The 26,759-nt window shown below is 58.6% G+C and carries 32 protein-coding genes and 1 pseudogene; all 33 read right to left on the bottom strand.

The features are described from left to right. Positions 1 to 43 precede the first annotated feature (43 nt). Positions 44 to 1,024: a stage II sporulation protein D gene (spoIID, locus tag MOST_RS14520; RefSeq protein WP_054937492.1), complete on the bottom strand. Its 981-nt coding sequence runs from the start codon at positions 1,022 to 1,024 to the stop codon at positions 44 to 46. 180 nt (positions 1,025 to 1,204) lie between these two features. Beyond that, positions 1,205 to 2,461 (bottom strand): UDP-N-acetylglucosamine 1-carboxyvinyltransferase, encoded by a 1,257-nt coding sequence (gene murA, locus MOST_RS14525; protein ID WP_054937491.1) that lies wholly within the window; start codon positions 2,459 to 2,461, stop codon positions 1,205 to 1,207. Positions 2,462 to 2,520: 59 nt separating this feature from the next. Beyond that, a complete protein-coding gene (locus MOST_RS14530; protein WP_422879893.1) occupies positions 2,521 to 3,273 on the bottom strand; it encodes a YwmB family TATA-box binding protein in 753 nt (250 codons plus the stop codon). A gap of 172 nt (positions 3,274 to 3,445) precedes the next feature. Then, a complete protein-coding gene (locus MOST_RS14535) occupies positions 3,446 to 3,850 on the bottom strand; it encodes a F0F1 ATP synthase subunit epsilon (protein WP_054937489.1) in 405 nt (134 codons plus the stop codon). After that, on the bottom strand, positions 3,851 to 5,239 hold the full coding sequence (gene atpD, locus MOST_RS14540) for a F0F1 ATP synthase subunit beta (RefSeq protein WP_054937488.1): 1,389 nt from the start codon (positions 5,237 to 5,239) through the stop codon (positions 3,851 to 3,853). A 15-nt stretch (positions 5,240 to 5,254) separates the two neighbouring features. Then, positions 5,255 to 6,103 carry an ATP synthase F1 subunit gamma gene (gene atpG, locus MOST_RS14545; RefSeq protein ID WP_054937487.1) on the bottom strand — a complete coding sequence of 283 codons (849 nt, stop codon included), beginning with the start codon at positions 6,101 to 6,103 and terminating at the stop codon, positions 5,255 to 5,257. A gap of 14 nt (positions 6,104 to 6,117) precedes the next feature. Next, positions 6,118 to 7,641 carry a F0F1 ATP synthase subunit alpha gene (atpA, locus tag MOST_RS14550; RefSeq protein WP_054937486.1) on the bottom strand — a complete coding sequence of 508 codons (1,524 nt, stop codon included), beginning with the start codon at positions 7,639 to 7,641 and terminating at the stop codon, positions 6,118 to 6,120. 30 nt (positions 7,642 to 7,671) lie between these two features. Next, a complete protein-coding gene (gene atpH, locus MOST_RS14555) occupies positions 7,672 to 8,208 on the bottom strand; it encodes an ATP synthase F1 subunit delta (protein ID WP_054937485.1) in 537 nt (178 codons plus the stop codon). Beyond that, positions 8,205 to 8,711, bottom strand: coding sequence for a F0F1 ATP synthase subunit B (gene atpF / locus MOST_RS14560; RefSeq protein ID WP_054937484.1), 507 nt, complete (start codon positions 8,709 to 8,711; stop codon positions 8,205 to 8,207). Before atpF ends, atpH begins: the two co-directional genes overlap by 4 nt. 83 nt (positions 8,712 to 8,794) lie before the next feature. Continuing rightward, positions 8,795 to 9,025, bottom strand: a complete 231-nt coding sequence (gene atpE, locus MOST_RS14565) for an ATP synthase F0 subunit C (RefSeq protein ID WP_054937483.1) — start codon at positions 9,023 to 9,025, stop codon at positions 8,795 to 8,797. A gap of 106 nt (positions 9,026 to 9,131) precedes the next feature. Next, entirely contained in the window at positions 9,132 to 9,815 is a 684-nt protein-coding gene (gene atpB / locus MOST_RS14570) for a F0F1 ATP synthase subunit A (protein ID WP_054937482.1), read from the bottom strand. Between the two features lie 4 nt (positions 9,816 to 9,819). Continuing rightward, positions 9,820 to 10,188: a hypothetical protein gene (locus tag MOST_RS14575; protein WP_054937481.1), complete on the bottom strand. Its 369-nt coding sequence runs from the start codon at positions 10,186 to 10,188 to the stop codon at positions 9,820 to 9,822. After that, positions 10,160 to 10,432, bottom strand: a complete 273-nt coding sequence (locus MOST_RS14580) for an AtpZ/AtpI family protein (RefSeq protein ID WP_054937480.1) — start codon at positions 10,430 to 10,432, stop codon at positions 10,160 to 10,162. The genes MOST_RS14575 and MOST_RS14580 overlap by 29 nt, the downstream gene beginning before the upstream one ends. 124 nt (positions 10,433 to 10,556) lie before the next feature. Continuing rightward, positions 10,557 to 11,714 (bottom strand): non-hydrolyzing UDP-N-acetylglucosamine 2-epimerase, encoded by a 1,158-nt coding sequence (wecB, locus tag MOST_RS14585; protein WP_054937479.1) that lies wholly within the window; start codon positions 11,712 to 11,714, stop codon positions 10,557 to 10,559. A gap of 14 nt (positions 11,715 to 11,728) precedes the next feature. Continuing rightward, the gene (locus MOST_RS14590) at positions 11,729 to 12,037 is read right to left on the bottom strand and encodes a MazG-like family protein (protein WP_054937478.1); all 309 of its coding nucleotides are present in this window, start codon (positions 12,035 to 12,037) and stop codon (positions 11,729 to 11,731) included. 30 nt (positions 12,038 to 12,067) lie between these two features. Continuing rightward, entirely contained in the window at positions 12,068 to 12,475 is a 408-nt protein-coding gene (locus MOST_RS14595) for a deoxycytidylate deaminase (RefSeq protein ID WP_054937477.1), read from the bottom strand. Between the two features lie 173 nt (positions 12,476 to 12,648). Beyond that, positions 12,649 to 13,899, bottom strand: a complete 1,251-nt coding sequence (glyA, locus tag MOST_RS14600; RefSeq protein WP_054937557.1) for a serine hydroxymethyltransferase — start codon at positions 13,897 to 13,899, stop codon at positions 12,649 to 12,651. A gap of 524 nt (positions 13,900 to 14,423) precedes the next feature. Then, positions 14,424 to 14,963 (bottom strand): annotated as a pseudogene (locus tag MOST_RS14610) (TIGR01440 family protein); the annotation flags it as partial. A gap of 24 nt (positions 14,964 to 14,987) precedes the next feature. Next, positions 14,988 to 15,446, bottom strand: coding sequence for a ribose 5-phosphate isomerase B (gene rpiB / locus MOST_RS14615; protein WP_161952859.1), 459 nt, complete (start codon positions 15,444 to 15,446; stop codon positions 14,988 to 14,990). 167 nt (positions 15,447 to 15,613) lie between these two features. Continuing rightward, on the bottom strand, positions 15,614 to 16,177 hold the full coding sequence (locus tag MOST_RS14620) for a low molecular weight protein arginine phosphatase (protein ID WP_054937474.1): 564 nt from the start codon (positions 16,175 to 16,177) through the stop codon (positions 15,614 to 15,616). 3 nt (positions 16,178 to 16,180) lie between these two features. Continuing rightward, on the bottom strand, positions 16,181 to 16,765 hold the full coding sequence (locus MOST_RS14625) for a manganese efflux pump MntP (RefSeq protein ID WP_054937473.1): 585 nt from the start codon (positions 16,763 to 16,765) through the stop codon (positions 16,181 to 16,183). A gap of 15 nt (positions 16,766 to 16,780) precedes the next feature. Next, positions 16,781 to 17,809, bottom strand: coding sequence for an L-threonylcarbamoyladenylate synthase (locus MOST_RS14630; RefSeq protein WP_054937556.1), 1,029 nt, complete (start codon positions 17,807 to 17,809; stop codon positions 16,781 to 16,783). Between the two features lie 73 nt (positions 17,810 to 17,882). Beyond that, on the bottom strand, positions 17,883 to 18,740 hold the full coding sequence (gene prmC / locus MOST_RS14635; RefSeq protein WP_054937472.1) for a peptide chain release factor N(5)-glutamine methyltransferase: 858 nt from the start codon (positions 18,738 to 18,740) through the stop codon (positions 17,883 to 17,885). Between the two features lie 4 nt (positions 18,741 to 18,744). Then, a complete protein-coding gene (gene prfA / locus MOST_RS14640; protein ID WP_054937471.1) occupies positions 18,745 to 19,815 on the bottom strand; it encodes a peptide chain release factor 1 in 1,071 nt (356 codons plus the stop codon). Between the two features lie 6 nt (positions 19,816 to 19,821). After that, positions 19,822 to 20,679 carry a DUF1385 domain-containing protein gene (locus tag MOST_RS14645; protein WP_244267144.1) on the bottom strand — a complete coding sequence of 286 codons (858 nt, stop codon included), beginning with the start codon at positions 20,677 to 20,679 and terminating at the stop codon, positions 19,822 to 19,824. Positions 20,680 to 20,734: 55 nt separating this feature from the next. Continuing rightward, positions 20,735 to 20,935 (bottom strand): 50S ribosomal protein L31, encoded by a 201-nt coding sequence (gene rpmE, locus MOST_RS14650; RefSeq protein ID WP_054937470.1) that lies wholly within the window; start codon positions 20,933 to 20,935, stop codon positions 20,735 to 20,737. 132 nt (positions 20,936 to 21,067) lie between these two features. Continuing rightward, positions 21,068 to 21,964: a peptidoglycan DD-metalloendopeptidase family protein gene (locus tag MOST_RS14655; protein WP_054937469.1), complete on the bottom strand. Its 897-nt coding sequence runs from the start codon at positions 21,962 to 21,964 to the stop codon at positions 21,068 to 21,070. Positions 21,965 to 22,182: 218 nt separating this feature from the next. Beyond that, positions 22,183 to 23,463, bottom strand: coding sequence for a transcription termination factor Rho (gene rho / locus MOST_RS14660; RefSeq protein WP_054937468.1), 1,281 nt, complete (start codon positions 23,461 to 23,463; stop codon positions 22,183 to 22,185). A 19-nt stretch (positions 23,464 to 23,482) separates the two neighbouring features. After that, positions 23,483 to 24,130, bottom strand: a complete 648-nt coding sequence (fsa, locus tag MOST_RS14665) for a fructose-6-phosphate aldolase (protein ID WP_054937467.1) — start codon at positions 24,128 to 24,130, stop codon at positions 23,483 to 23,485. 226 nt (positions 24,131 to 24,356) lie between these two features. Further along, the gene (locus MOST_RS14670; protein WP_083476726.1) at positions 24,357 to 24,509 is read right to left on the bottom strand and encodes a DUF1540 domain-containing protein; all 153 of its coding nucleotides are present in this window, start codon (positions 24,507 to 24,509) and stop codon (positions 24,357 to 24,359) included. A 37-nt stretch (positions 24,510 to 24,546) separates the two neighbouring features. Next, positions 24,547 to 25,419 carry a class II fructose-1,6-bisphosphate aldolase gene (locus tag MOST_RS14675; RefSeq protein ID WP_054937466.1) on the bottom strand — a complete coding sequence of 291 codons (873 nt, stop codon included), beginning with the start codon at positions 25,417 to 25,419 and terminating at the stop codon, positions 24,547 to 24,549. Positions 25,420 to 25,581: 162 nt separating this feature from the next. Continuing rightward, a complete protein-coding gene (locus MOST_RS14680; protein WP_054937465.1) occupies positions 25,582 to 26,256 on the bottom strand; it encodes a hypothetical protein in 675 nt (224 codons plus the stop codon). A 119-nt stretch (positions 26,257 to 26,375) separates the two neighbouring features. Further along, positions 26,376 to 26,756 carry a response regulator gene (locus MOST_RS14685; protein WP_054937464.1) on the bottom strand — a complete coding sequence of 127 codons (381 nt, stop codon included), beginning with the start codon at positions 26,754 to 26,756 and terminating at the stop codon, positions 26,376 to 26,378. Positions 26,757 to 26,759: the final 3 nt, after the last annotated feature.

The raw sequence follows: 26,759 nt of genomic DNA on the forward strand, positions 1-26,759 counted from the left end.
AGTTGGATTCTGCCCCCTTTTCTGGCATTTTATACATAAGCATTTACCGGCTCTCAATCTTTACTCCCCGGTAGTAGTAAGTAAGAATATCAGCGAAGTTTTTGCCCTCTCTGGCCATACCGTTGGCGCCGTACTGGCTCATGCCCACGCCGTGGCCATAACCGGTAGTAGTGAAAATCATGCGGTCCCCCTGGACCTGCCAGGTGAAATCGGTTGAGGGGAGGCCCAGGAGCTGCCGTAACTCAGTGGCAGCAAAGGTCTTGTTACCGATTTTTATGGTCTTGACGCGGCCGGTAGGAGTCTTTTCCAGGACCTTCATGGCCGTCCCCCCGGACGGAGCCAGGGCTGCCGCCGGTACGGATGTGAGGTTGACCCCCAGCTTCCGGTCCAGCTCTTCCAGGGTGAAGGACATGGTGTCGTGGTAGCGAGGAGCTTCCCTGTCCCAGGGGGAGGGTACGCTCTGGAGGTAGGGCAGGTCCCGGCCCCAGACGGCAGCAGCGCTTTCCGTCCGGCCGCCGCTGTTGGCATGGTAGACAGGATCGATGAGCTTGCCCTGGTAGGTCAGGACCATCCCCTGGGTGGCCCGGACGGCTTCCTGGATTTTGCTTTTATAGCGCCAGAAATTAAAGAAACCCCAGCGTTGCCGCAAAAGGCTGTCATCGGCAAAGGCCTGGCAGTGGGCGGGGTCGGTGCAGATGTCGGCACCGGGATGGCGGTCGTCGGGCTTGTTTCTGGCTTCTTCTATCTTTTTTAGGGTATAGGTACGAGCGGCCACGGCCTGGGCTTTGAGGGCTTCCGGCTCAAAGTTGGCCGGCATCTCCCCAGCCACCACCCCGGTTATATACTGTTCCAGCGGCATAATCTTGATGTCACCGCTCTGGTGAAAGTAGACCCGTACCAGTTGTTGCCCTGCCTGGACCTGGACCGGCGGCTGAAAAAGACGGATACCTTCGATAATCATGGCCGGTACGATAATTACGGCCGCAAAAATGAGGATAATGAAAATGCCCATTACTTTACGCATGGTGCTCCCCCTCCGGTGGCTTGAGGTTTTGTCCACCTGCTATGTCCATGTATATGAGGGCTTGACCAAAAAAAGACCGCCCCTGGTGAGGGCGGTCAGCATAAAAACGACAATCCGGCGCTAGGCCCGATAGGATATGCCTGTTTTGTTCTGCTTTGATGGGCCAGATCCGGGCTATCTCTACCTTTCTTCCCGGCTAATCTTCGCTCCCAGGGCCTCCAGTTTACCCACCAGGTCCTCATAGCCTCGGTCAATATGATGGACGCAGGAAATTACCGTCTCCCCCTCAGCCATAAGGCCGGCTATGACCAGGGCGGCACCGGCCCGCAGGTCGGTGGCCTTGACCGGCGCGCCAGTAAGCTTTTCCTTACCTTTCACAACGGCGCAATGGCCCTCTATGACGATGCTGGCTCCCATGCGCTTTAGCTCATTGACATGCATGAAACGATTTTCAAAGACTGTCTCTGTCACGACGCTGCTACCCCGGGCCGTAGTCAGGAGGGCCATGAACTGGGCCTGCATGTCCGTGGGAAAGCCGGGGTAAGGCATGGTCTTGATGTCTACCGCCTTCAAGGGCAGTTCCGCCCGAACCCTGATGCCGCCGTCTTCCTCTGAAAGTTCAGCCCCGGCTTCCGCCAGCTTGGCCATGACAGCCTTCAGGTGGGTGGAAATGACGTTCTCCAGGAACACGTCACCCCCCGTGGCTGCTGCGGCGATCATAAAGGTGCCGGCCTCCACCCGGTCGGGGATGACGGCGTGGCGGGCGCCGTGGAGTTCCCTGACCCCTTCGATCTTTATAACCCTGGTGCCGGCACCGCTGACGCGGCCACCCATGGCGTTGATGAAGTTGGCCAGGTCGACAATCTCGGGCTCGCCAGCGGCGTTTTCAATGGTCGTCGTCCCTTCGGCCAGGGCGGCGGCCATCATAATGTTTTCCGTCGCCCCGACGCTGGGAAAATCCAGGTAAATGGACGCTCCCTTCAGGCGCCCGGCCTCGGCCTCCACGTTGCCGTTATTGACATGAATGCTGGCCCCCAGAGCGGCCATGCCTTTAAGGTGCAGGTCAATGGGCCGGGCGCCAATGGCGCAACCGCCGGGCAGGGATACCCTTACCCGGCCCAGGCGGGCCAGGAGCGGCCCCATGACCAGGAAGGAAGCACGCATGCGGCGGACAAATTCATAGGGTGGCTCTACTCCCTGTAAAGATCCGGCCGCCACCCTTAAACCCCGGACCCCGTCGGGGTAAACTTCGGCCCCCATTTCGCCAATAACCCCGCACATGGTATCAACATCGGCCAGGCGGGGGATATCCTCCAGGTAACATTCATCCTCAGTCAGCAGGCAGGCTGCAATAATGGGTAGTACAGCATTTTTGGCGCCGCTGATGGCTATCCGTCCCTTAAGGCGCGAATGGCCCTTAATGACAATTGCCTCCAATTTCCCTTAGCCCCTTTGGCCGCAAATCTCTATTTAAATTTTATTATAACATATAACGGCTAATACTCGCCACCTAAAAGGGGAGAACCTAAATGTAAATAAGTATTGCCATCGGTGGCGTGATAGCGCAGGGCCACGTTGGCATTTACCGGCCGGCCGGCAACTTCCAGGGACCGGGGTAACCGGGGGGAATAAGCGCTGATGGAGAGGATCTCCTCCTCTTCCACTCCCTCTACCTTCTCGGCCGCCAGGGCGGCCAGGACGGCCATGGCCCGCTGTTCCCTTTCCACCAATGTAAGTTTCCCGGGGATAACGCCGGTCAGGCTGTAGATAAGATGGGGCTCCACCTGCCAGGGCTGGAAGGCCTCCCTCACCCTTTCCTGCCAGGACAGCATCTCCTCTTCACCCTGCTGGGGCTGGCCTTCCAGGTTGATGAGGAGGTAGGTCTCGCCGCCCTCCCCCGCCCCTGCCAGGCTCTGGAGGGAAAAGTACAGGACCACCCCCGGCTGCAGTTCCCCTTCCCAGTAAAGGGCATGGAAATTGGTGTCATCCTGCCTGGTAAAACTGCCTGTCCCCTCCAGCCCCAGGGCAGCAGCCACCCTACCGGCCAGGTCGTGGATGGCCTCGCCGTCCATAAAAGTAGAATTAAGGCTGCCCCAGGCTTCCAGGCCCATGGTTTCCAGGCGGGCGCCGCTGGCGGTAAAGGCGTTAAATAAAAGGTGGGGTACCGGTTCGTCCCTGTTAACGGCCTGACCGATACTGGCAGCCTGATTACCTGCTACGCGGGAAGTCCGGGCCGCCAGGGGGTGCATGTGCCTGGCCAGGGCCAGGCCCCCGGCAAAACTCAGGATGAGGACGATTAACAGGAAAATCTTAAAATTAAAGCGCAGGGAATTAAATGAGAACCGGCGCAAATTAATGCCCCCTTGCAAAAAAGGATTATACCTATTCTTGCCAGGGGGCCAGAAAATTAAACAATCTTTCTCATACCGCGCCAGCGGCCTTGAGGCGAGCCGTAGCCCGCTGCAGGGCGGCCTCGGCCCGGGCCACATCCAGGCCGGGCGGCCGTTCCCGCAGGCGCCTTGCGGCCCTCTCCCTGGCCTGGCGCGCCCGCTCCACATCGATTTCTGCCGCCTTTTCCGCCGTATCCGCCAGGATGACCACATGCTCCGGCCCGGCTTCCAGGAAGCCGCCCGACACGGCCAGGCGCTCCTCCCCCCCGCCCTCCGGGCGGTAGGTTACCACCCCGGCCTTGAGGGGGGTAATGAGGGGGGCATGGCCGGGCAAAACGCCCAGGTAACCAAGGACGCCCGGGGCGATAATGCTCTCAGCCTCCGCCTTTAAGGTCACCCTCTCGGGCGTAATAACCTCCAGCTTTAGAGGGGCCATTTACATCAACTCCTGCCCCTTCTTTACGGCTTCGTCGATGGTGCCGACCATATAGAAGGCCTGCTCGGGCAGGTTGTCATGACGGCCCTCTAAAATTTCCTTGAAGCCGCGGATGGTTTCCTTTAAGGGCACGTAGACGCCGGGCTGGCCGGTAAAGGCCTCCGCCACGTGGAAGGGCTGGGAGAGGAAGCGCTGGATCTTGCGCGCCCGGGCCACGATCAGTTTGTCGTCTTCCGACAGTTCATCCATGCCCAGGATGGCGATAATATCCTGCAGTTCCTTGTAGCGCTGCAGGATGCGCTGCACGCCGCGGGCCACCTGGTAGTGCTCTTCGCCCAGGACCCTGGGGTCGAGGATGCGGGAGGTGGAATCCAGGGGGTCCACGGCCGGGTAGATGCCCAGCTCGGCGATCTGCCGGGAGAGCACCGTAGTGGCGTCCAGGTGGGCAAAGGTGGTCGCCGGCGCCGGGTCGGTCAGGTCGTCGGCCGGGACATAAATTGCCTGGACGGAGGTTATGGATCCCTTTTTGGTAGAAGTGATGCGCTCTTGCAGGGCGCCCATCTCCGTGGCCAGGGTGGGCTGGTAACCCACGGCCGAAGGCATGCGGCCCAGGAGGGCCGATACTTCAGAACCGGCCTGGACGAAGCGGAAAATGTTGTCGATGAAGAGGAGGACGTCTTGCCCTTCGGCGTCGCGGAAATACTCGGCCATGGTCAATCCCGTCAGGCCTACCCGCAGGCGGGCTCCCGGGGGTTCGTTCATCTGGCCGAAGACCAGGGCCGTCTTGTCAATAACCCCGGATTCCTTCATTTCCAGGTAGAGATCGTTGCCTTCCCGGGTGCGCTCACCGACACCGGCAAAGACGGAAAAGCCGCCGTGTTCATAGGCAATATTGCGGATGAGCTCCATGATGAGGACCGTCTTGCCCACGCCGGCACCGCCAAAAAGGCCGACTTTACCGCCCTTGGCGTAGGGGGCCAGCAGGTCAACTACCTTAATGCCCGTCTCCAGAACTTCAGTCGACGGCTGCTGCTCCTCAAAGGGGGGCGCCGGCCGGTGGATGGGCAGCCGTTCAGAAGCTTCTACCGGTCCCTGGTTATCAATGGGTTCTCCCAGGACGTTAAACAGCCGGCCCAGGGTGGCCCGGCCTACCGGTACGGTGATGGGGGCGCCGGTGTCCACGGCTTTCATGCCCCGCTGCAGGCCGTCGGTGGAAGACAGGGCCACGCAGCGGACGGTGTTGTTACCCAGGTGCTGCATGGCTTCCATAGTGATATTAATCTTGTCATTCTTAATGGTAATGGCGTTATACAGGTCGGGCAGCTGGTCGCTGGCAAATTCCACGTCAACTACCGGGCCGATTACCTGTACTACCTGTCCTTCGTTCAATCCATATCCCCTCCTTTACTTCAGGGCGTCGGCCCCGGCCACTACCTCCACGATCTCCCTGGTAATGGCCGCTTGCCGGGCGCGGTTGAAGGATAGGGTTAATTTATCAATCATTTCGGCTGCATTCTCGGTGGCGTTGTCCATGGCCGTCATCCTGGCCCCGTGCTCGCTGGCCTTGGCCTCCAGGAGGGCCTGGTAGACCTTGATCTCGCAGTAACGGGGCAGCAGGGACTTTAAGACCTCGGCGGGAGAAGGTTCATAGATATAATCCCCGCCATCCTCACCGGCGCCGCTGGCTTGAATAGGCAGCAGGCGGTCGACCTGGGGCACCTGGCGGAGGGCGGAGTAGAAACGGGTATAGATGAGGTTAACCTCGTCCAGGCTCCCCTCCAGGTACAGTTCTACAAGCTGGCGGGCCAGTTCCCGGGCCTGGATGAGGTCCGGTTCGTCACCGATATCGGTAAAAGAGCGGACTATCTCCACCCGGCGGCGGCGAAAGTAGTCCCGTCCTTTGCGGCCCACAGTTACCAGGGCTACCGGGCGCTCTTCCGCCTGCAGGCGTTCTTCCGCCAGGCGGATGAGGTTGGCATTATAACCGCCGGCCAGGCCGCGATCGCCGGTAATCAACACGTAGCCGGCTTTTTTGACTTCCCGGGCAGCCGCCAGGGGCTGGGTCTCCGGATCCACGGCCCCGATCAGGCGGCCGATGACTTCCTCCAGTTTCTCGGCGTAGGGCCGGGCTGCCGTGACCTGGGCCTGGGCCTTGCGCAGTTTGGCTGCCGCCACCATCTTCATGGCCCGGGTAATATGCTGGGTACTCCTGATACTGCGGATACGGCGCTTCAGGTCACGCATATTGGGCATACCGGCTCACCACCTTATGCTTTCCCGGCAGCGGTAAAGCTGCTCTTGAATTCTTCGATGCTCTTCTTAAGCTGTTCCTGGAGAGCGTCGTCCAGCTGGCGTTTCTCCCGGATGCCGGCGAGAATCTCCGGGTGCACGCTGTGCAGGAAGCGTAAGAATTCCCTTTCAAAGGGCCGCACCCTTTCTACCGGCAGGTCATCAAGGAAGCCGTTAACGGCCGCATAGAGGACCGCTACCTGCTCTTCCACCGGCATGGGCTGGTACTGGTCCTGCTTTAAAATCTCCATCATGCGCTCACCCCGGGCCAGGCGTGCCTGGGTGGTCTTATCCAGGTCGGAGCCAAACTGGGCGAAAGCCGCCAGCTCGCGGTACTGGGCCAGGTCCAGGCGCAGGCGGCCGGCCACCTGTTTCATGGCTTTGATCTGGGCCGCACCACCCACCCGGGATACCGATAGGCCCACGTTGACGGCCGGGCGCTGGCCGGCGTAGAAAAGGTCGGACTCCAGGTAGATCTGGCCGTCGGTGATGGAAATGACGTTGGTGGGGATATAGGCCGACACGTCCCCCGCCTGGGTCTCAATGACGGGCAGGGCCGTCAGGGACCCGCCCCCCAGGGCGTCATTCAGGCGGGCCGCCCGTTCCAGCAGGCGGGAATGGAGGTAGAAGACGTCGCCCGGGTAGGCCTCCCGTCCCGGCGGCCGCCTGAGTAGCAGGGAGAGTTCACGGTAGGCGGCAGCGTGCTTGGACAGGTCGTCATAAATGCAGAGGACGTCCCGGTGCTGCTCGTACATGAAATACTCGCCCATGGCGCAGCCGGCATAGGGGGCAATATAGAGCATGGGCGCCGGCTCGCTGGCCGTGGCCGAGACGACAATGGTATAATCCATGGCCCCGGCCTCCTCCAGGCGGTGGACAACGCCCGCCACGGTGGAAGCCTTCTGGCCTATGGCCACATAGATGCAGATAACATTTTGCCCTTTTTGATTGATGATGGTATCCACGGCGATGGCCGTCTTGCCCGTCTGGCGGTCGCCGATAATCAATTCCCGCTGGCCGCGTCCGATGGGGATCATGGAATCTATGGCTTTCAAACCCGTCTGGAGGGGGGTATTCACCGGCTGGCGGTAAACAACGCCCGGCGCCGGCGATTCCACCGGCCGGAACTTTTCCGTCTTGATGGGACCCTTGCCGTCAATGGGCTGGCCCATGGCGTTGACTACCCGGCCGATCAGGGCTTCCCCTACCGGGACCTCGACGATGCGGCCGGTGCGCTTGACCTGGTCCCCTTCTTTGATGTGGGTGTAGGGGCCCAGGACAACGGCGCCGACGTTGTCTTCCTCCAGGTTCAGGACCATGCCGTAAACATTGCCGGGAAACTCCAGCAACTCGCCGGCCATGGCCCGCTCCAGGCCGTAGATGCGGGCGATGCCGTCACCCACCTGGGTGATGATGCCCGTATCGGCCACTTCTACTTCCAGCTGGTACTGTTCGATCTGGTTCTTCAGAATACTGGTTATCTCATCGGGCCGGATGCTCAAGACTGCTTTTCACCCCTTTGCTCTTTCTGCTCACGCGCCCTTCAAGTGCTCGCCCAAAAGTTCCAGCTTTTTCTTCAGGCTGGCGTCCAGGACCCTGTCCCCGAGGCGGATGACCATGCCGCCCAGGAGGGCCGGGTCCACCGCGGTCTGCAGGCGGATGTTTTGTCCCGTAATATGGGCCAGCCTTTCTTTAAGCGCTGTTGTGACCTCTTCTGAAAGAGGTACTGCTGATTGCACTTCCACCGGCAATACCCTGTTTTCCCGGTCCACCAGGCGCCGGAACTGGATTGCCATCTCCGGCAGGGCCCGCTCCCGGCCTTTGGCCAGGACCAGGTGGAAAAAGTTCTTTAATAACGGGTCGACGTCCGGGAAGAGGGTGTCCATTATCCTTTGCTTCTCCCGGACGGGAATGAGCTGGTGATAGAGGACCCGGCGCAGTTCGGGATTCTCTGCCAGGGCCTGGCCGACCCTTTCCAGGGCGGCAGCAAAGCCGGCCAGCGCACCCTTCTGCCGGGCAACTTCAAAGAGGGCGCGGGCATAACGCCTGGCGATAGTCTGACTGCTCATTGCAACCGCTCCACCTCGGCCAGCGCTTCCCGGGCCAGGCGTTCCTGGTCGTCAGGCGTTAAGGTGCGCTCTAAAACTTTGCCGGCCGCCAGGACGGCCAGGGTAGCTGCCTCACTGCGGATGGCAGCCAGGGCTTTGCTCTTTTCGCCTTCAATCTCGGCCCGGGCCTGTTCCAGAGCCCGGCTGGCTTCTTCTTTAGCCCTGGCGACTATCTCCGCCCGGGTTTCTTCGGCCATCCTGTTGGCCCGGTCTAGTATTGCCTGGGCTTCCTGGCGGGCACCCTGGAGTTGCTGCTGGTACTCAGTCAGCATTTGCTCTGCCTTCTCTTTGGCCGCCGCCGCGTCCTTTAAATTGCCCTCAATTTTGGCCTCGCGGTCGGCCAGGATCTTGCCCAGGGGTTTATAAAGGAGAATATAAAGAACCCCCATGACTACCAGGAGGTTGATGACCTGGAACAAAAAGGTCCAACCGCTGAAATTCAGGGCCTGAAAGATGCCCTGCACGTAGCCACCCCCCTTTCGTTGTTCCTGAAAGCAGGACAGGGGCGAATAAGACGGTTTGGCCCGCCTTACCCGCCCGCTTCATTTTAAAGCTTGGTCCACATGAGGATGGCAATAACGAAGGAAAAGAGCGTCAGCGCTTCCATAAAGGCCAGGGCCAGGAGCAGGGTGGTGCGGATGTCGCCGCTGGCCTCGGGCTGGCGGGCTATACCTTCCATTGCTCCGCGGGAAGCATTACCCTGGCCAAGGGCCGAACCCAGTGCTGCCAGGCCAATGGCCAGGCCGACGCCGATAAAACCTAGTGCTGTCATGTGCATATCCTCCTCTAAAAATGGCTTCCTTTGTGGGCTGGCTATGTTGGTGGTTAGCCAGCCACTAATTTCCGTTCATTCCCGGGAAACTAACCACGTAAATTTAGCTCTTTTAATGCCCGTGGATAAAGTTGGCGATATAAGTAACTGTCAGCAGGGTAAAAACAAAGGCCTGGATCAAGCCCATGAGGACGCCCAAGATCATAATGGGTGTCGGTAATAAAAAGGGCAGCATGATAAACAGGATAGTCACCACCATCTCTTCCCCGAACATATTGCCGAATAGACGCAGGGAAAGGGAAACCGGCTTGACCAGTTCCTCAATTACATTCAGGGGAAAGAGAAAGGGTGCCGGCTGGAAAAAGTGCTTGATGTAGCCCACCAGGCCCCTTTTCCGGATGCCGATAAGCTGGACCAGGATGATGGTGGCCACGGCAAAGGCCGCCGTGGTGGAGAGGTCCATGGTCGGGGGCTTCATCCCGGGGATAAACCAGGATAGATTAAGGCTAAGGATAAAAATAAACAGGGTGGCTACCAGGGGCAGGTAGCGCCGGCCTTCCTTGCCCATGGTTTCCTCCAGGAGGCCGTAGAAAAATTCCAGTAGCATCTCAAAGATGTGCTGGATACCACGGGGGATAAAGTTTAATTTCCGGGTAGCCAGGAAAACCCCCAGGACCAGGAGGGCCATGATAATCCACGTATTGACCACCGTGGAGTAGACCGGGATGGGCCCCAGGTAAAATACTTCATGGGGCCGGACATGGGCCATTATCTCGCCCAGGGCTTGCAGTCCCACTGTTCTATCCCTCCTTTCCCAGGATAATGAGAATGGCCTTGCCCATATAGGCCAGGACCTGGAGTACCAGCCCTGCCAGCACGCCAAAAAGAAACTCTATTCCCCCGGCCAGGGCCAGGCCCAGAAGGGCCAGGGACAGACCCGACCGCATGAGGGAACGCCCGAAAAAACGATTAAAAGCCTTCTGGGGCGGCAGGTTGTCCAGGTTATCGACGGCTGCCACCTGCCAGCGGAGCAACAACAGGGAAACAGGCAAAGCAAATCCCAGGCCGGCAACAAAGGAGTAATAGCCGCCGCCCAGGCCGGCTACTGCTCCCAGGGCAGCCATGACCAGCATCCCTTTTTCAGTCCGGGTGAGTTTTATCTTGATCATCGGTTTTAATTTTTGGTGCTTCCTTTTCCAGGACACGCAGTTCGCTTAAGAAGCTACGAAAACCCACCCCTACCCCCAGGAGGACGCCGGCCAGCATGAAAAGGGGCGACGTGCCCAACCGCCGGTCCAGCCATCCCCCACCGTAAAGGCCGAGGAGGATGCCGGCAATCATGGTAACCCCAAAGGAAAAGGCCATATTGGCATACCTGGCGTAATCCCAGAAATGATGCTTTTTAGCTACCATTGATGTTAAATTGTGCCTGGAGGAAATTTTTATACCCCTGCCAGTCTTAAAACATATTCTCTTTTGTTGACGAAATTCCTGCCGGGAAGAATGTTTATTTTTTAATCCAAAGGATAGAAATACTTTATCCGGGCGTAAATTCCTGGGGTCTGGCTATAGTTAGGCCAAAATAATGACGCAGGGCGCCCCGGATACGCCGCGAGGCCTGGCCATCTCCATAAGGGTTAATGGCGTGGGCCATCCGCAGATAAATCTCACGGTCTTCCAGGAGCTCGCCGGCCGCTGCCAGGATCTCCTGGTAGCCCGTGCCCACCAGGCGCACGGTACCGGCAGCAACGGCTTCCGGCCGTTCGGTGACTTCACGCAGGACCAGCACGGGTTTACCCAGGGCCGGCGCTTCTTCCTGGAGGCCGCCGGAATCCGTCAACACTAGATAGGAACGGGCCATCAGGTTGACAAAGGGCTCGTAGTCCAGGGGGTCAATTAAGTAAACACGTTCCCGGTTACCGAGAATTTCCCCGGCCAGCTCCCGCACCCGGGGGTTGTAGTGGACGGGGAAAACGACGACTGTATCCTCATAGCGCTTTACCAGGTCCCGCAGGGCCGTGAATATTTCCCGCATGGGTTCGCCCCAGTTTTCCCGGCGGTGGGCCGTTACCAGGATAACCCGCCACTTTTGAAAATCCAGCTCCTGGAGGCGGGGATCGCTAAAGCAGTAGCCGGGGCGAACAGTAGCCTTTAAGGCATCAATAACAGTATTACCGGTGACGTAGATGTGCTCCGCCGGTATGCCTTCCCGCAACAGGTTATCCCGGGCAGTGGCTGTGGGGGCAAAATGAATGTCGGCCAGGGCCCCGGCCAGGCGGCGGTTCATCTCCTCCGGGAAGGGGGCGTAGCGGTCCCCCGTCCTTAAGCCTGCCTCGACATGACCGACGGAAATTTGCTGGTAAAAGGCGGCCAGGGCCGCTACGAAGGTGGTGGTGGTGTCTCCGTGAACCAGGACCACGTCCGGCCGGGAGGTTTTTAAAACCCCGGCCAGGCCATTTAAAGCCCTGGTGGTCACTTCTTCCAGGGTCTGGCGGGGCCGCATGATATCCAGGTCATAGTCGGGCTGAATTTGGAACAGGTGGAGGACCTGGTCCAGCATTTCCCGGTGCTGGGCCGTGACGGCCACCTGGCAAGTGAATTCCTCCGGGTAACGGGTTAGTTCTTTTACTACCGGGGCCATTTTAATGGCCTCGGGACGTGTGCCAAAAACGGTGAGTACCTTTAAGGGCGGCATGGAAAAACTCCTCTTTATTTCAAATACCTTTTCGCCCTGAGTTTATTGATATGCTCCTCCAGGGCCTGCTGGATGTCGACGCCGTACTGGTCTTCCAGGACAAACATTAGGGAAACGGCCGTCTGGGCCACGTCCAGCAACTCGCGGGTAATGGCCGCCAGGACGGCGTTATGGTCCACCTGGACCTCCTCGCCGCTTAAACCCCGGAGCTTGCCGATGGCCTGGGCCAGTTCCCCGGCTTCTTCCATGAGCTTTAAGGCGGTAGACTCCATAGTTGGTGTCAGGTTGTCCAGTTTGGGTAAGGCAATAATCTTTTGCTGCAAATTTTTTCCCTCCAGCAGGATATTGCCGCTTTACCGGGGCAGGTGCACGATTTCGATCCCGGCTTCCCGCAGCCAGTCGCGGGCGACCGGGTAGGGCCGGGCATAGACGAGCCTTTTAATCCCGGCCTGGATAATGGTCAGGGCACACCTCTCGCAGGGGTAATCGGTAACGTACATGGTCGCCCCGGCCCGTTCTTCCGGTGAACACTCCAGGAGGGCGTTGATTTCGGCGTGGATGGTCCGCTGGCAGTGCTCTCCTTCCATGAGGCAGCCCACATCCAGGCAGTGGGGCAGGCCGTGGGGGGCGCCGTTGTAACCGGTACCCTTAATGCGCTTGTCCTTAACTACCAGGGCGCCGACGGCCCGCCGGTTGCAGGTGCTCCGGCCGGCCACCTGGAAGGCGATATCCAGGAAGTACTCGTCCCAGCCTTTACGCATAAAACTCACCTGGGGAGTAAAATAACAGCAAAATTTTAGCGGGTAGTTCCCGCCAAAACTTAAAAAATTAAATTGCGCGTATCCTGGCTTATTTTAGCATAATTTGTCCTTGACGGCCAGACTTTTTTAAAGCCCGCCCCGGAGTTTTTAACCTCCAGGCGGGCTTTTTAAGTTCAACCAAGCTCCGGGTACAGGGGGTAGGCCTGGCAGAGCTCGGCGACGATGCCCCGGGCTGTATCCAGTTTCTTTTCATCAGGGCCGTAGGAGAGGGCGAGATCTATGGCCCTGGCTACCATCCGCATGGCGTCGGCGTCCATACCCCTGGAGGTCAGGGCGGCCGTACCCAGGCGGATGCCGCTGGTTACGCTGGGCTTCTCCGGGTCAAAGGGGATAGCGTTTTTATTGACGGTGATCTGGACGGAACCTAAAATATCCTCGGCGTCGCGACCGGTAAGGCCTTTATTGCGCAGGTCCACCAGGATGAGGTGGTTGTCGGTACCGCCGGATACCAGGTGGAAACCGTAACCCATCAGGGCTTCGGCCAGGGTACGGGCGTTGGTGACAATTCTCTCCTGGTAACGCTTGAATTCCGGTTGCATGGCTTCCTTCAAGGCAACCGCCTTGGCGGCAATGACGTGCATCAGGGGCCCACCCTGGATGCCGGGAAAGACCGCCTTGTCGATTTCCCTGGCGTATTCCCTGGTGGTAAAAATAATACCTCCCCGCGGCCCCCGCATGGTCTTGTGGGTGGTAGTGGTCACAAAATGGGCGTAGGGTACGGGGCTGGGGTGGATGCCGGCGGCCACCAGGCCGGCGATGTGGGCCATGTCCACCATAAGGAGGGCGCCGACTTCATCGGCTATCTCCCGGAAGCGGGCAAAATCGATCACCCGCGGGTAAGCGCTGGCCCCGGCGACAATGAGTTTGGGCCGCTCTTCCCGGGCTATCCGGGCCACTTCATCGTAATCAATCCGGCCGGTATCGGGGTTGACGCCGTAAAAGGAAAAACTATAATACCGGCCGGAAAGGCTGACCGGGCTGCCGTGGGTCAGGTGACCACCGTGGGCCAGGTTCATCCCCAGGGCTTTATCGCCGGGGTTAAGGACGGCGAGATAGACGGCCGTATTGGCCTGGCTGCCGGAATGAGGCTGGACGTTGGCATGGTCGGCGCCGAAGAGGGCTTTGGCCCGCTCCTGGGCCAGGTTTTCGACCACATCGACCCACTCGCAGCCGCCGTAATAGCGCCGGCCGGGATATCCTTCGGCGTATTTATTGGTCAGTACCGAGCTGTAGGCTTCCATGACGGCCCGGCTGACGAAGTTCTCCGAGGCGATGAGTTCCAGGTGGGTGCGCTGGCGTTGCAACTCGCCTTTGACGGCCTCGACCAGTTCCGGGTCCACTCGAGCTACGGTTTCTAGGTTCATTAAATTTCCCTCCTGTTTTTGCTGCTGGAAACTCTTTCCTTTGCCAGCTTCTAACTTCCTGGCTTCTGGCTCCTCATCCTTATCTCGCCTCAAGCTGTAACAACCGGCTATTTCTCCTGCCTTTTAACTACCCTGAAAATAACTTCACTCCAGGCAGGCATTGTTTTTACTCGCTCCCTGGTCCTCGCGGATCAGCCTACGGCTCAGCCTCGGGCTCGGGCGCCCAGCACTCACTAAACTCAGGTACCTCCAAAGGTAGTACGACTGCATAGACCGAAGAACTGGTTACTGTAACTTGGTTAATGTGAGTGCTGGGCGGCCTATTCGGCATCCTTGCCTTTAGAATCCGGCCTTTGGCCTCGCTGTCCTCGGCCCCGCCCTCGCTCCTCGGCACAGCCTGCGGCTGCTTAACCGCTCGAACCAAGTCGCTCGCTCCAAACCAATGCCAACCCGTTATCTCGTTTTTTTCTTCCTTCTAATGGTGCCGCATTAGCGGCATGAGGGTCTTGTTCCCTCTGAAATACGTATACAGCCCGTTCACCACCAATCAGGGGGGGCCGCGTCCGGGCCGCCGTGACGGGGGCGCTGCCGATGGTTTTGACCTGCAGTCGGACGGGGACGGCTACTGGCCGCAGGTGCATGCCGATGAGGGTGGCGCCGATGTCCAGGCCGGCATGGGCCTGGAGCCCGGCGACCACCACCGGCCGGTGCAGGGCGGAAAAAGCCGCCGTGGCCAGGGAACCGCCGGCCTTTGGCGCCGGGACGACTGTTACCACCGGCAGGTCGTAAAGCCTGGCGGCACCGGCCTCGATGACCAGGGCTCTGTTTAAATGTTCGCAACACTGGGCCGCCAGGTAAACCTGGGCGGCATTGGTGGCCTGAAGCAGGCCTTCTACCACGGCCTGGCCTACTTCCAGGGAAGAGGCCGTGCCAATTTTCTGGCCCGTGATCTCGCTGGTACTGCAGCCGGCCACCAGGATCTGGCCGGGCTTTAGCGCGGCAGCTTCAATAAGCTCGGTAGCAGCTGCTTTAACTGCCGCCGTGATGGTGCTTAAGTCGACCATTCTATCCGTCCTCCCTGCCCCGCCCTATTTTTCCTTCTGGCGGTAACTGGCCTCTATAGCGCTAATTTTGGCCACCCGGCGGGCATGGCGGCCGCCGCTAAATTCGGCCGCCAGCCAGGTGGCGACAATTTCCAGGGCCAAGCCGGGGCCGATGACCCGCTCTCCCAGGGTCAGGATATTGGCATCATTATGTTCCCGTGCCGCCCGGGCAGAAAAGGTATCGTGACAAAGGGCGGCGCGGATACCGGGGACTTTATTGGCCGCGATGCAGACGCCTATCCCCGTGCCGCAGCAGAGGATACCCCGATCGTAGGCGCCGCTGGCCACAGCTTCGGCTACCTCCCGAGCATAGTCAGGATAGTCTACTGCCTCAGCGCTATAAGTGCCGAAGTCATGGTTGGCAATGCCCTGCCGGTCCAGGTACTCCTTAATTGCTGCCTTGAGATGAAAACCGCCGTGATCACTACCCAGGGCGATGCGCAATCTCACTACACCTCTTATCGTAAGGATTAAATACTGCTTAATTATTCGCCGTATTAACGTTAATTCCTGCTTAAGTTACCAAACCTACTTTTTTCTACCCTGAAAATAACTTCGCTCCAGACTGGCATTGTTTTTGCTCGCTTCAAACAAATACCAGCCCGTTATTTTCATCCTTCTGATGGTGCCGGGTTAGCGGCATGGGTGTCTTGTGCATATTTCTCCAGGGCCTGTCCAACAAGTTCGGCCAGTTCCCTGGCAGTAGCCTGGTAAACTTCCAGGGGCTGGCCAAAGGGATCGGGAATATCGTCATCAACAGTAACAGGCGGTTCTTCCACAGCCGCTCCTTCACCCGTCTCTTCCCGGGGCTCCCCTGAGGGGGGCTTTTCTTTCCCCTCCCGGACATACTCTTTGAGGGTAAAGGTTTTTCCCCGGGCCTCGGGGTAAAGTTGGAGGAGGTATTCCTTGTGGGACCTGGTCATGGTTAAAATCAGGCCGGCATCATCTACCAGGGCGCCTGTAACCTGCCGGGCGCGGTGGTCCTGGAGATCAATACCCATGGCCGCCACCGCCTGGATAGCTTGCGGTGTTGCCGGGTCCCCTTCCCTGGCTGCCAGGCCGGCCGAGGTAATATCAATATCTAAGCCCCGCTCTTCCTTTATATGGGTGGCAATGGCTGCCGCCATGCTGCTGCGGCAGGTGTTACCGGTACAGACAAAAAGAATACCGGGCATGTCTTATACCCCCATCAACATTTTTAAGCCGATACCCACCAGAATCAGGCCGCCGATAACCTCGGCCCTGTTGCCCAGGTAGGCGCCCAGGCGCCGGCCAGCCAGGAGCCCCAGGACTGTCATAGTCCCGGCAATAAAACCCATGGTCAGGACCGTTAGGGGGACATTGACGCTGATGGCGCCGAGGCCAAAACCGACGCTAAGGGCGTCCAGGCTGACGCTCCCGGCCATGAGCAGGATGGCCATTAGGCCGCCGATCACGCCTCCCTGGCCTGGTACGGCCCGCAGCACCTGCCCGGCCAGGCCACCGCTTTCCCCCCGAGTCGCGAGGGCCTCCCAGAGCATCAACCCCCCCATGCCGGCCAGGACCAGGGCGCCGATAATGGCCGCCAGTTTCCCCAGAAGCCGGCCCAGGAGCAGGCCCAGGTAGAGGCCCGTCAGGGGCATAATGATGTGAAAAATCCCCACCATGCCGGCAAAAAGCAGGGCCTGCCGGCCCCGGAGGCCCCCCAGGGCCAGGCCGGTAGCCAGGGAAAAGGCATCGGTCCCCAGGGCCATGGCTACCAGGATGAGACCTAACGGCTCCATGTCAATGCCTCCATCTTAAGCATGGATGATGCGGTTGGCTGCTGACTTGCGCAGGCGGTTCATGATGGCCAGGCCCAGGCCTTCTTCGGCTATGGTTTCGGCCAGGATGATGTCGGCCCGGTGGCGGTCACAGTTGCGCAGCGCACTAAAGAGATTGGCGGCAATGGTAGCCGGCTGGGAGCGGCTGCCCAGGACCTCCAGGTAATCGGGCCGGGGCTCCTGCTGGTAAGCCGCGGCCGTTTCCCTGGTCGCCAGGACGGCCACCCGGCATCCCCTTTGCTGCCAGGCTGCCACCAGGGCCCGGATTTTAGCCGTCACCCGCTCTAGCTCGCCGGTAATGAGATAAACTTCGCCCCGCGGGGCATAGTGTTTATACTTCATCCCCGGCGCCCGCGGCTGCGCCACCTGGCTGCCGCGGACGGCCGGGTCAATAGCTACTTCGCCGAGGACAGCTTTCAGCTCTTCATAGGTCACTCCCCCCGGTCTTAAAATGGTGGGCACCGGGGTTGTCAGGTCCAGGACCGTTGATTCTACCCCCACGGTAGCCGGCCCGCCATCGACGACGGCATCAATTTTGCCCCGCAGGTCTTTCAGGACGTGCTGGCCGGTGGTAGGGCTGGGGCGGCCGGAGATATTGGCGCTGGGCGCTGCTATGGGCAGGCGGGCCACCCGGATGAGGGCCTGGGCCACCGGATGGGCAGGCATGCGGATGCCTACCGTATCCAGGCCGGCGGTCACGATATCCGGGATCAGGTCGCCCCGCGGCAGGACCAGGGTCAGGGGCCCGGGCCAGAAGCGCTGCATGAGCAGGGTCGCCCGGGGCGGCAGGTAGGCCACCAGGTCCTGGACATCCCGGAAACTGGCAATATGGACAATCAGGGGATTGTCAGCCGGCCTTCCCTTGGCGCGAAAGATGCGCCGCACCGCCCGGCCATCCAGGGCATTGGCCCCCAGGCCGTAGACCGTTTCCGTGGGGAAGGCCACCACCCCGCCCCGGTTAAGGATCCGGGCCGCCAGGCGAATTTTATGGAGTTCCGGTACCATGGGATCTATCTTTAAGTACTTCGTCTGTTTACCCACAGCCACCCATTTCACCTCTATGTATTTATCCCTGTTATTATTCTTCCCGGCGATAGGCCAGGAAACAACGATCGCGGCCGCCATAATCGGGTAACACCGCCATATCCCGGTAAGCCCCGGCGGCCGCTGCCAGGTCCAGGACGGCCCTGCCTTGATTATACCCGATTTCCAGGGCCAGGAGCCCTCCTGCCTTTAAAACTTCCGGTACCCCGGGTAACAGGGCCCGGTAGGCGCGCAAACCGTCGGGGCCACCATCCAGGGCCAGGCGCGGCTCGGCCCGGACCTCCGGCGGGAGCCTGTCCAGTTCGGCCGCAGGTATGTAAGGAGGGTTAGCCACCAGGGCATCTAACTTTAAACCCTTAAGGGGCGCCAGAAAATCGCCCTGTAGGAAAGTAACCCGGTCTGCCAGGCCTAAAGCACGGGCATTCTGCCGGGCTACTTCCAGGGCTGCCGGGCTTAAGTCAGTGGCGTAAACTTTGGCGTTGGGCAGGTAGTAGGCCAGGCTTAAGCCAATGGCCCCGCTGCCAGTGCCGCAATCGGCAATGACATAGCTCCCGTCAGGCTCGAGGCGCTTTAAGACGGCTTCCACCACCACTTCCGTGTCCTGGCGGGGGATTAAAACCGCCGGGGTAACTTTAAACTCCAGGGACATGAATTCCTGGCGGCCGGTAAGGTACTGGAGGGGGTACCCGGCCACCCGGCGCTCCACGGCCGACCAGAACCTGGCCGCAGCGGCAGGCTCCAGTTCCTCCTCCAGCCGGGCCAGGAGCTGCGGCCGGCTATACCGGCCGGCCCAGGCCAGGAGGACTTCCGCCTCCAGGCGGGGCCGGGGGAGCCCTGCCACCGCGAGTTTCCGGCTTGCTTCTTTTAAGGCTTCCTGGAGGTTCAATCTCAACGCCTTAAGCCTCCATATTCTTTAACCGCTCGGCCTGGTCACTGGTCACCAGGGCATCGATGATTTCGTCCAGTTCGCCATCCAGGATAGCATCCAGGTGGTGCAGGGTCAGGCCGATCCGGTGGTCGGTTACCCGGTTCTGGGGAAAATTATAGGTGCGGATCCGCTCGCTGCGGTCGCCGCTACCCACCTGGGAACGCCGTTCGGCCGCCAGCTCCCCCTCCTGCTCGGCCCGGGCCATATCCAGGAGGCGAGCCCGCAGGACCTTCAGGGCCTTCTCCTTGTTCTTCAGCTGCGACTTCTCGTCCTGGCAGGATACCACCAGGCCCGTCGGCAGGTGGGTAATCCGCACCGCCGAGTAGGTGGTGTTGACTGACTGGCCCCCTGGCCCGCTGGAACAAAAGATGTCAATCCGCAGGTCCTCGGGGTTAATCTCCACATCTACTTCTTCCGCCTCTGGCAGGACGGCTACGGTAGCCGTAGAGGTATGAATCCGTCCCCCGGACTCGGTGGTGGGGATGCGCTGCACCCGGTGGACGCCGCTTTCAAACTTCAGGCGGCTGTAAACTCCCTGGCCTTCAATCAGGAAAATAATTTCTTTGAAGCCCCCCAGTTCCGTGGGATGAGAGCTGATAATCTCCGTCCGCCAGCGGTTTTTTTCCGCATAGCGCTGGTACATGCGAAAAAGGTCGCCGGCAAAAAGGGCCGCTTCATCGCCCCCGGCTCCAGCCCGGATCTCCATGATGATATTCTTTTCGTCGTTGGGATCTTTGGGCAGGAGCAGGATCTTTAACTGCCGTTCCAAGTTCTCCCTTTCCTCTTCCAGGCGTTTTATTTCATTTGTTAGGAAGTCGCGGAACTCGGGATCCTTTTCTTCTTCCAGCATGGCCCGGCTTTCTTCCAGGTCGGACATGACCCGGCGATACTGGCGAAAGGTCGTAACTATTTCTTCCAGGGCTGCATGGGCCCGGGCATGCTTCTGCAATTGCTCCGGGTCGGCGATTACTGCCGGGTCGCCCATGAGCCGGCCCAGTTCTTCATATTTAGCTTCGAGCTGTTCCAGCTTCTCCAGCATAAGGCATCACCTCGCTTCTTCCTCCCGCGCCGCTTCCAGGGCGGCCAGGGCTACCTCCAGCATGCCGTCGTCGGGCTCCCGTGTAGTAAGCTTTTGTAGCCACAGGCCCGGGGCAGCTATGGCCCGGACCCAGGGTACGTTTAAATGGCGGCCGGTGAATTTGAGCAGTTCATAGGCCAGGCCAGCTACTACCGGCAGCAATACCAGGCGGGAGGCCAGGCGCCAGGCAATCCCACCCCGGCCAACGATGGAAAAAAAGACGATGGTTAATACCAGTACCAGCAGGAGGAAGCTGGTACCGCACCGGGGGTGCAAGGTCGGATAGGGCCGCACCGTTTCCACCCTTAAATCTTCCCCTGCCTCCAAGGCATTAATTACTTTATGCTCGGCCCCGTGGTACTGGAAGACGCGCTGGACGTCTTTGACCCGGCCAATGGCCGCCACGTAGCCTAAAAAGAGGAGCATCCTGAGCAGCCCCTCGACTACATTCTGCCAGAAGATAGATAAATGGTTATGGAGGAGCAGGGCCGCCCCGGCTGGGAGGAGGACAAAGAAACCCACGGCCACCGCCAGGGCAATGGCTACCGTCAGGACCAGGTCCCTGGTGCTTAACTCCTCTTCTTCTCCCTCCATAGCCTGGTTGGCCGAAAAGGTTAGATACCGGATACCTAGGATTAAAGACTCAAATAAGGCCACAACGCCGCGGAGCAGGGGTAGTTTTAAAACAGGGTAACGGGCAGTGATGGAACTGTTGGGTTCGGCCTCGACCAGGATCTCGCCGCTGGCTTTACGGATGGCTACTGCCGTTTTGTGTGGCCCCCGCATCATCACGCCCTCAATGACGGCCTGGCCGCCGTATTGCACCTCGGGGGCCGCCGGCAATAGGAAAAAGCAGAGCCTGCGGCTCCGCCTTTTTGCCCTAGCGACCATATTTTTGCCGGAAACGCTCAATCCGCCCGCCACGCTCGACTACCCTTTGCCGGGTACCGGTGTAAAAGGGATGGCACTGAGAGCATATCTCTACCCGGATCTCTTTTTTGGTGGAACGTGTCTCAATGACATTACCGCAGGCACAGATAATCCGGGCTTTGTCGTAATTGGGATGAATATCGGGTTTCACGCCATCTTCACCTCCGCGGGAAAATCAAACTCATATCAGTATAACATGAAAGGGCCGCCAGTGCAAAGAAAAAAATTGGCGGGGGGGGCAAATCCCCTTACCATCAAAAAAAGGCCGGCGTACCGGCCCTTTTTACCTGTTTAAGAATCGTTCAGGGTTGATGGCCTTGCCCCTTTCCCGGATTTCAAAATGAACGTGGGGACCGGTGGCATTGCCCGTACCGCCCACTTCGGCAATGGGCTCGCCGGCCCGGACGTACTCACCCACCTTGACCAGGTTGCGGGAGTTATGGGCATAAACAGTCTCCAGCCCATTGCCATGGTCGAGTTTAACCATGTTGCCATAGATACCGTTACCCCAGCCGGAAAAAGTTACCACCCCGGACCAGGCAGCCCGGATGTAATCCCCCACCTTGCCGGCGATATCCAGGCCGTGGTGGAACTCATTATCCCGCCAGCCAAAGCCGGATGTAATGGCGCCGATGAGGGGCCAGAGAAAGGAAGCCGGCCTTAAGCTGCGGGAAGCAGGTAGAATCTCTACCCTGGTGGCCGGTACCCCGCGTGGCGAACCGGGGATAGTCAGAACCATACCAATCCGCAGCCGCCTGGCATCGACAATACCGTTGGCAGCGGCCAGGCTTTCCACGCTGGTGCCAAAACGCCGCGCAATATCCCAGAGGGTGTCCCCGGCAGCTACCGTGTAGCTCCGCTCTTCTTCGTGGGGCAGCACCAAGAACTGACCCGGTGTTAGGACGGCATCAGGTTCCAGGTAATTCATCACCGCCACCAGCTCCGGGTCCGTCTGGTACCGGCGGGCAATACGCTCCAGGGTGTCGCCTTCTTCTACCCGGTAGATGCGGGTATAGTTATTGACCCGGGCAGCCAGTTCCCAGTAGGTTCCCGGCGTCAGGACGGTCGCCACCTGCTGCAAATCCTCGATGACGGCCGCTTGCACCGGGAGGGCAAAAAGGCTGTTAACCAGCAGGGCCAACCCCAGGGCCAGACTTACCGCCATCTTTTTGTCCAGCATTTTTTCACTCCTATCCTTTACCATTCTGGCATTACTTGCCTTTTCTCCCATTTAGCTTTTATTTTAGCCATACGTAAACAAAAATATACCCCGTTCTGGACGGGGTTAGTCTTGCAATTGCCAACTGCCTATTTTGCTGGTTTTGTTTTCGCTCGCTCCAAACAAAACCCAGCCTTATACTATTTTTTAGCATTTTGCTAACGGTGTTGCTAGCCTCACTAATGCTCCCGGGGGAATAAGGCCGGCAGGGCGCGCAGGAGATCCTTGTTGCTTTTGGTCTTTTGCATGGACTCAATTAACACCTCGGCTACTTCTACCGGACCCATGCCGCTGGTCACCCGCCGGAAATGCCAGACCAGCTCCAGCTCCTCAGGGCTTAATAACAATTCTTCCCGCCTCGTACCGGAGCGCTTGACGTCAATGGCCGGGAAAATGCGGCGTTCGGCCAGTTTCCGGTCCAGGATGAGTTCCATATTGCCCGTTCCTTTAAATTCTTCAAAGATAACTTCATCCATGCGGCTGCCAGTTTCAATCAGGGCCGTCGCCACAATGGTCAGACTCCCCCCCTCTTCCACCTTGCGGGCAGCGCCGAAAAAGCGTTTGGGTTTATAGAGGGCGGTAGGATCAACGCCGCCGGAAAGGGTGCGGCCGCTGGGAGGGACGACCAGGTTGTGGGCACGGGCCAGGCGGGTGATGCTGTCCAGGAGGACGACGACGTCTTTTTTATGCTCCACCAGGCGTTTGGCCCGTTCCAGGACCATATCGGCCACCTTGACGTGGTTGTCCGGCAGCTCGTCAAAGGTGGAGCTGACCACCTCACCCCGCACCGAGCGTTCAATGTCGGTGACTTCTTCGGGCCGTTCGTCGATTAATAAGATTATCAGTTCAACGTCGGGATAGTTGGTAGTGATGGCGTTGGCGATTTTTTTCAGCAGCACGGTCTTGCCGGCCTTGGGAGGGGAAACGATCAGGGCCCGCTGGCCCTTACCCAGGGGAGCAATAAGGTCAATAATCCGGGTGGAGGGGTCGCCGTTATCCGTCTCCAGGGTATAACGTTCGTAAGGGTAAATGGGCGTCAGGGCATCAAAGTGCAGGCGTTCCGGCGATGTCTCCGGTTTTTCCCCGTTGACCTTCTCCACCCGTAGCAGGGCGAAAAAGCGCTCGTTATCCTTCGGAGGGCGGACCAGGCCGGCTACCTTGTCTCCCGTACGCAGGTCAAAGCGGCGGATCTGGGAAGGAGAGATGTAGATATCGTCGCCGCTGGGTATGTAACCGAAGGGACGCAAAAAGCCGTAACCATCCGGCAGTATCTCCAGGATGCCCTGGGCCTGCAGCTGCTCCTCCTTTTCCTGTTCCTGCTGTTCCTTCTGGGCCAGGGCCTTGGCAATTTCAAAGACCAGCTCTTTTTTGCGCAGGCGGTAATAGCCGCTTAAATTGAGCTCCCGGGCTATACGGTAGAGCTCAACCATAGTCTTGCTTTCTAACTCGGCAGTATTCAAATGTGAATAACCTCCATAATTATTTATCCTTTACCTTCTCCCAGTCGGCCAGGAACCTGGCCAGGCCGGCATCAGTCAGGGGGTGCTTTACCATCTGCATGATAACTTTATAGGGAACGGTGGCGATATCAGCACCCAGGCGGGCGGCCTGGAGCACATGGAGGGGATGGCGGATACTGGCGGCAATAACCTGGGTTTCCAGGCCGTACTGGGCATAAATGGGGACAATATCGGCAATGACCTGCATGCCGTCATGGTTGATATCATCCAGGCGCCCCACAAAGGGGCTCACATAGGTTGCCCCGGCCAGGGCGGCGAGGAGTGCCTGGTTGGCGGAAAAGACCAGGGTCACGTTGGTTTTAATCCCTTGAGCGGCCAGTTCTTTGACGGCCTTAAGGCCCTCGGCAAGCATGGGGATCTTGATGACGATGTTGGGGTGGATGGCTGCCAGCTCCAGGGCTTCAGCTATCATAGCCCCGGCTTCCGTGCTGATTACTTCCGCGCTGATGGGGCCGTCCACAATGGCAGCAATCTCTTCCACAACCTGGCGGAAATTACGTCCTTCCCTGGCAATCAGGGAAGGATTGGTGGTTACACCTGAAATTATACCCAGATCATTGGCTGCTTTAATCTCTTCAATATTGGCTGAGTCGATGAAAATACGCACTTCTCAAGGGCACCTCCGTAAAAGATGTGGGAAGTGAGAGGTTGGATACTTATAGGTGAAGGGCTATAAAAAACGAAAGTTATCTGGCAAAAAAAAGAAGGGTAATACCTTAGTAAATCATTCACCATGTAATGCCAGAATCCTGCTGGCGATTGGAAAAAGTCTAGATTAAGGATAAGAGCCCGGCGGCAGAGGGCCGCGGGGCTCTTTTTAAAGCCCGCTAAGGTTATTTCTTTTTGGGACGGAAGGTATGGCAGGCCGTCCCATCAGAAGTGGTTACTTTGCGATCGCCGCTGGACCTGACTTCAATGGAATCGGCAGTACAGGCCATGTTGTCCCAGAAATGACACTCTTCCACGCCGCATTTTATGCCCGCCATCTTTCTCCACCTCCTTTGGGTGTTCACCTATAGGTTTTCACCCCGGGGGAGAAATATGCAAGCGACCGGCACAGCCAAAGACCTGCATTTTATGGCGGATAATGCCGATGGCAGCTTCCCGGGCCGGCCCCAGCACTTTACGGGGGTCGATTTCGTCAGGGTTGGCTGCCAGGGCCTGGCGGGTAGCTTCCACAAAGGCGATACGGATATCGGTATCAATGTTAATTTTGCGGACGCCCAGCTCCACGGCGCGGCGGATATCGGCATCGGGGACGCCGGAAGAACCGTGCAGGACTATGGGGGTGGGCACCAGGCGGTCAATGGCTGCCAGGCGGTCAAAATCCAGTTTGGGCGTACCCTTGTAACGGCCGTGGGCCGTACCGATGGCTATGGCCAGGGCATCGACGCCCGTCTCGGCGGCAAAGCGCCTGGCCTCTTCGGGATCGGTCATGGTCGCCTCGCGTTCGGACACGCTGATGTGGTCCTCGGTGCCGCCGATTCTGCCAAGTTCCCCCTCGACAGAAGCGCCCATGGCATGGGCAATCTCCACAACGCGCCTGGTCAGGGCAATGTTTTCTTCCAGTGGGTATTTGGAACCGTCGATCATGACCGAGGTGAAACCGGCCCGCAGGCAGCGCAGGACCTGGTTGAAGTCAGTGCCATGGTCAAGGTGCAGGACTACCGGGACAGAGGTCCCTGCGGCTGCCGTCCGCACCAGGGCCGTTATGTACTCCAGGCCGGCATATTTAATCGCCCCCTGGCTGGCCTGGATGATGACCGGCGCCCCTTCTGCCTCGGCAGCATTGATGATGGCCTGGACAATTTCCATATTATTACAGTTAAAGGCCCCAACGGCATAGCCCTTGGCGTCGGCTTCTTTGAGAACCTCGGCCAGGGTAACTAAAGGCATAGAATCAACTCCTTTAAAAATTTAGAAGTCGGAGGCAGGAAGTCTGAAGTCAGAATGTCACTACATATGTTAGCCTTTGCCTTGCAAACTTTATTCTAAAAAGGGATAATATGTTGCTCCTTGAAATCCTACTTCCTACTTCCCGCCTCTAACTTCCGTTCATTATACCGGCGACTTCTGGCGGCGGCGATAACGCTGTTTGGAAGAGGTTTCATTTTTACTCACCAGGTGACCGGGCAGGCGGATTTCCTGTAAGTTCTCTACCCGCTCCAGGTCGGCCATGGTACCGGCCGGCAGGTTTTTTTCCGCCCGGCAGGCCTCGCAGCGGAGCTGCAAATGGCCGGGAAAAATTTCTATTTCAATATTTTCGTTACCGCACCCGCAACTGACGCGACCGTCTTCGGCCAGCTGGTAAATAAGGGACAGCAGCTGGTACATGACGTCCGGTTCCTCAAAATAATCGTCGAAACCAAGGTCCTGGGCCACTTCGGCCAGGGTGCGGTCATGGCGCTGCACCGCCCGCTGCACCTTTTCCCGGGGACCAATAAAGCCGACTTCCAGCTCTGTCTCCTTACAGGTCAGGGTCAGGAGTTCCCGCGACCACAGTTCCTGGCGGGTATAGCGGTTGATATGAAGGCAATCACACATGCCGCAGTGATACTGGAGCCAGAAGTTCTTGCCCTTTTTCCTGCTGATGGTTAAAAGGGTGGTGCCGCAGCTGCACTCTGCCTGCCACGTCCGGCTCCCGGCGAAATTAAAGAGGGAAAGACCGCGAAACTCCAGGCGGCCACAGGTTGGACAGCGTAAAACCACAACATTCAGCGTGGGTATGAGCATCTTTAATCCTCCTCACCCCTCCATATTCGCCGTAACCGGGGAAATTCCTGCTCCAGGGCAAATTTAAAAGGCCCTGCCAGCAGCAGAGCCCCGTGCGTCCCGTGACAACAGCTTTACTTTTACACCTGTCCCACTGCCTGGACCTGGCAGTATCCCGGCTGCAATGCCCCCCGCACCAGCCTGTATAGCTGCTGGATATCAAAGGGTTTTTGCAGGAAATACCGGGCGTCGTATTTGCTGGCCTGTTCTACCAGATCCAGTTCGTCATATGCCGTTATGATTATCACCGGTGTGACAAAAGAACGTCTGCGCAACTCCTTTAAAAATTCCACTCCGCTCATGCCTGGCATTTTTATATCCAGGATCACTAGGTCTGGCGCTTCGCTAGCAATTTTTTCGAGGGCCTCCCTGCCTTCAGTGGCCACACATAAGTTATAACCGGCCTGTTTCAAGGCTTCGCAAATTAAACGGCGTACACCCGGCTGGTCGTCAATTACCATTAC

Source organism: Neomoorella stamsii (assembly GCF_002995805.1).
Taxonomy (GTDB): domain Bacteria; phylum Bacillota; class DSM-521; order Neomoorellales; family Neomoorellaceae; genus Neomoorella; species Neomoorella stamsii.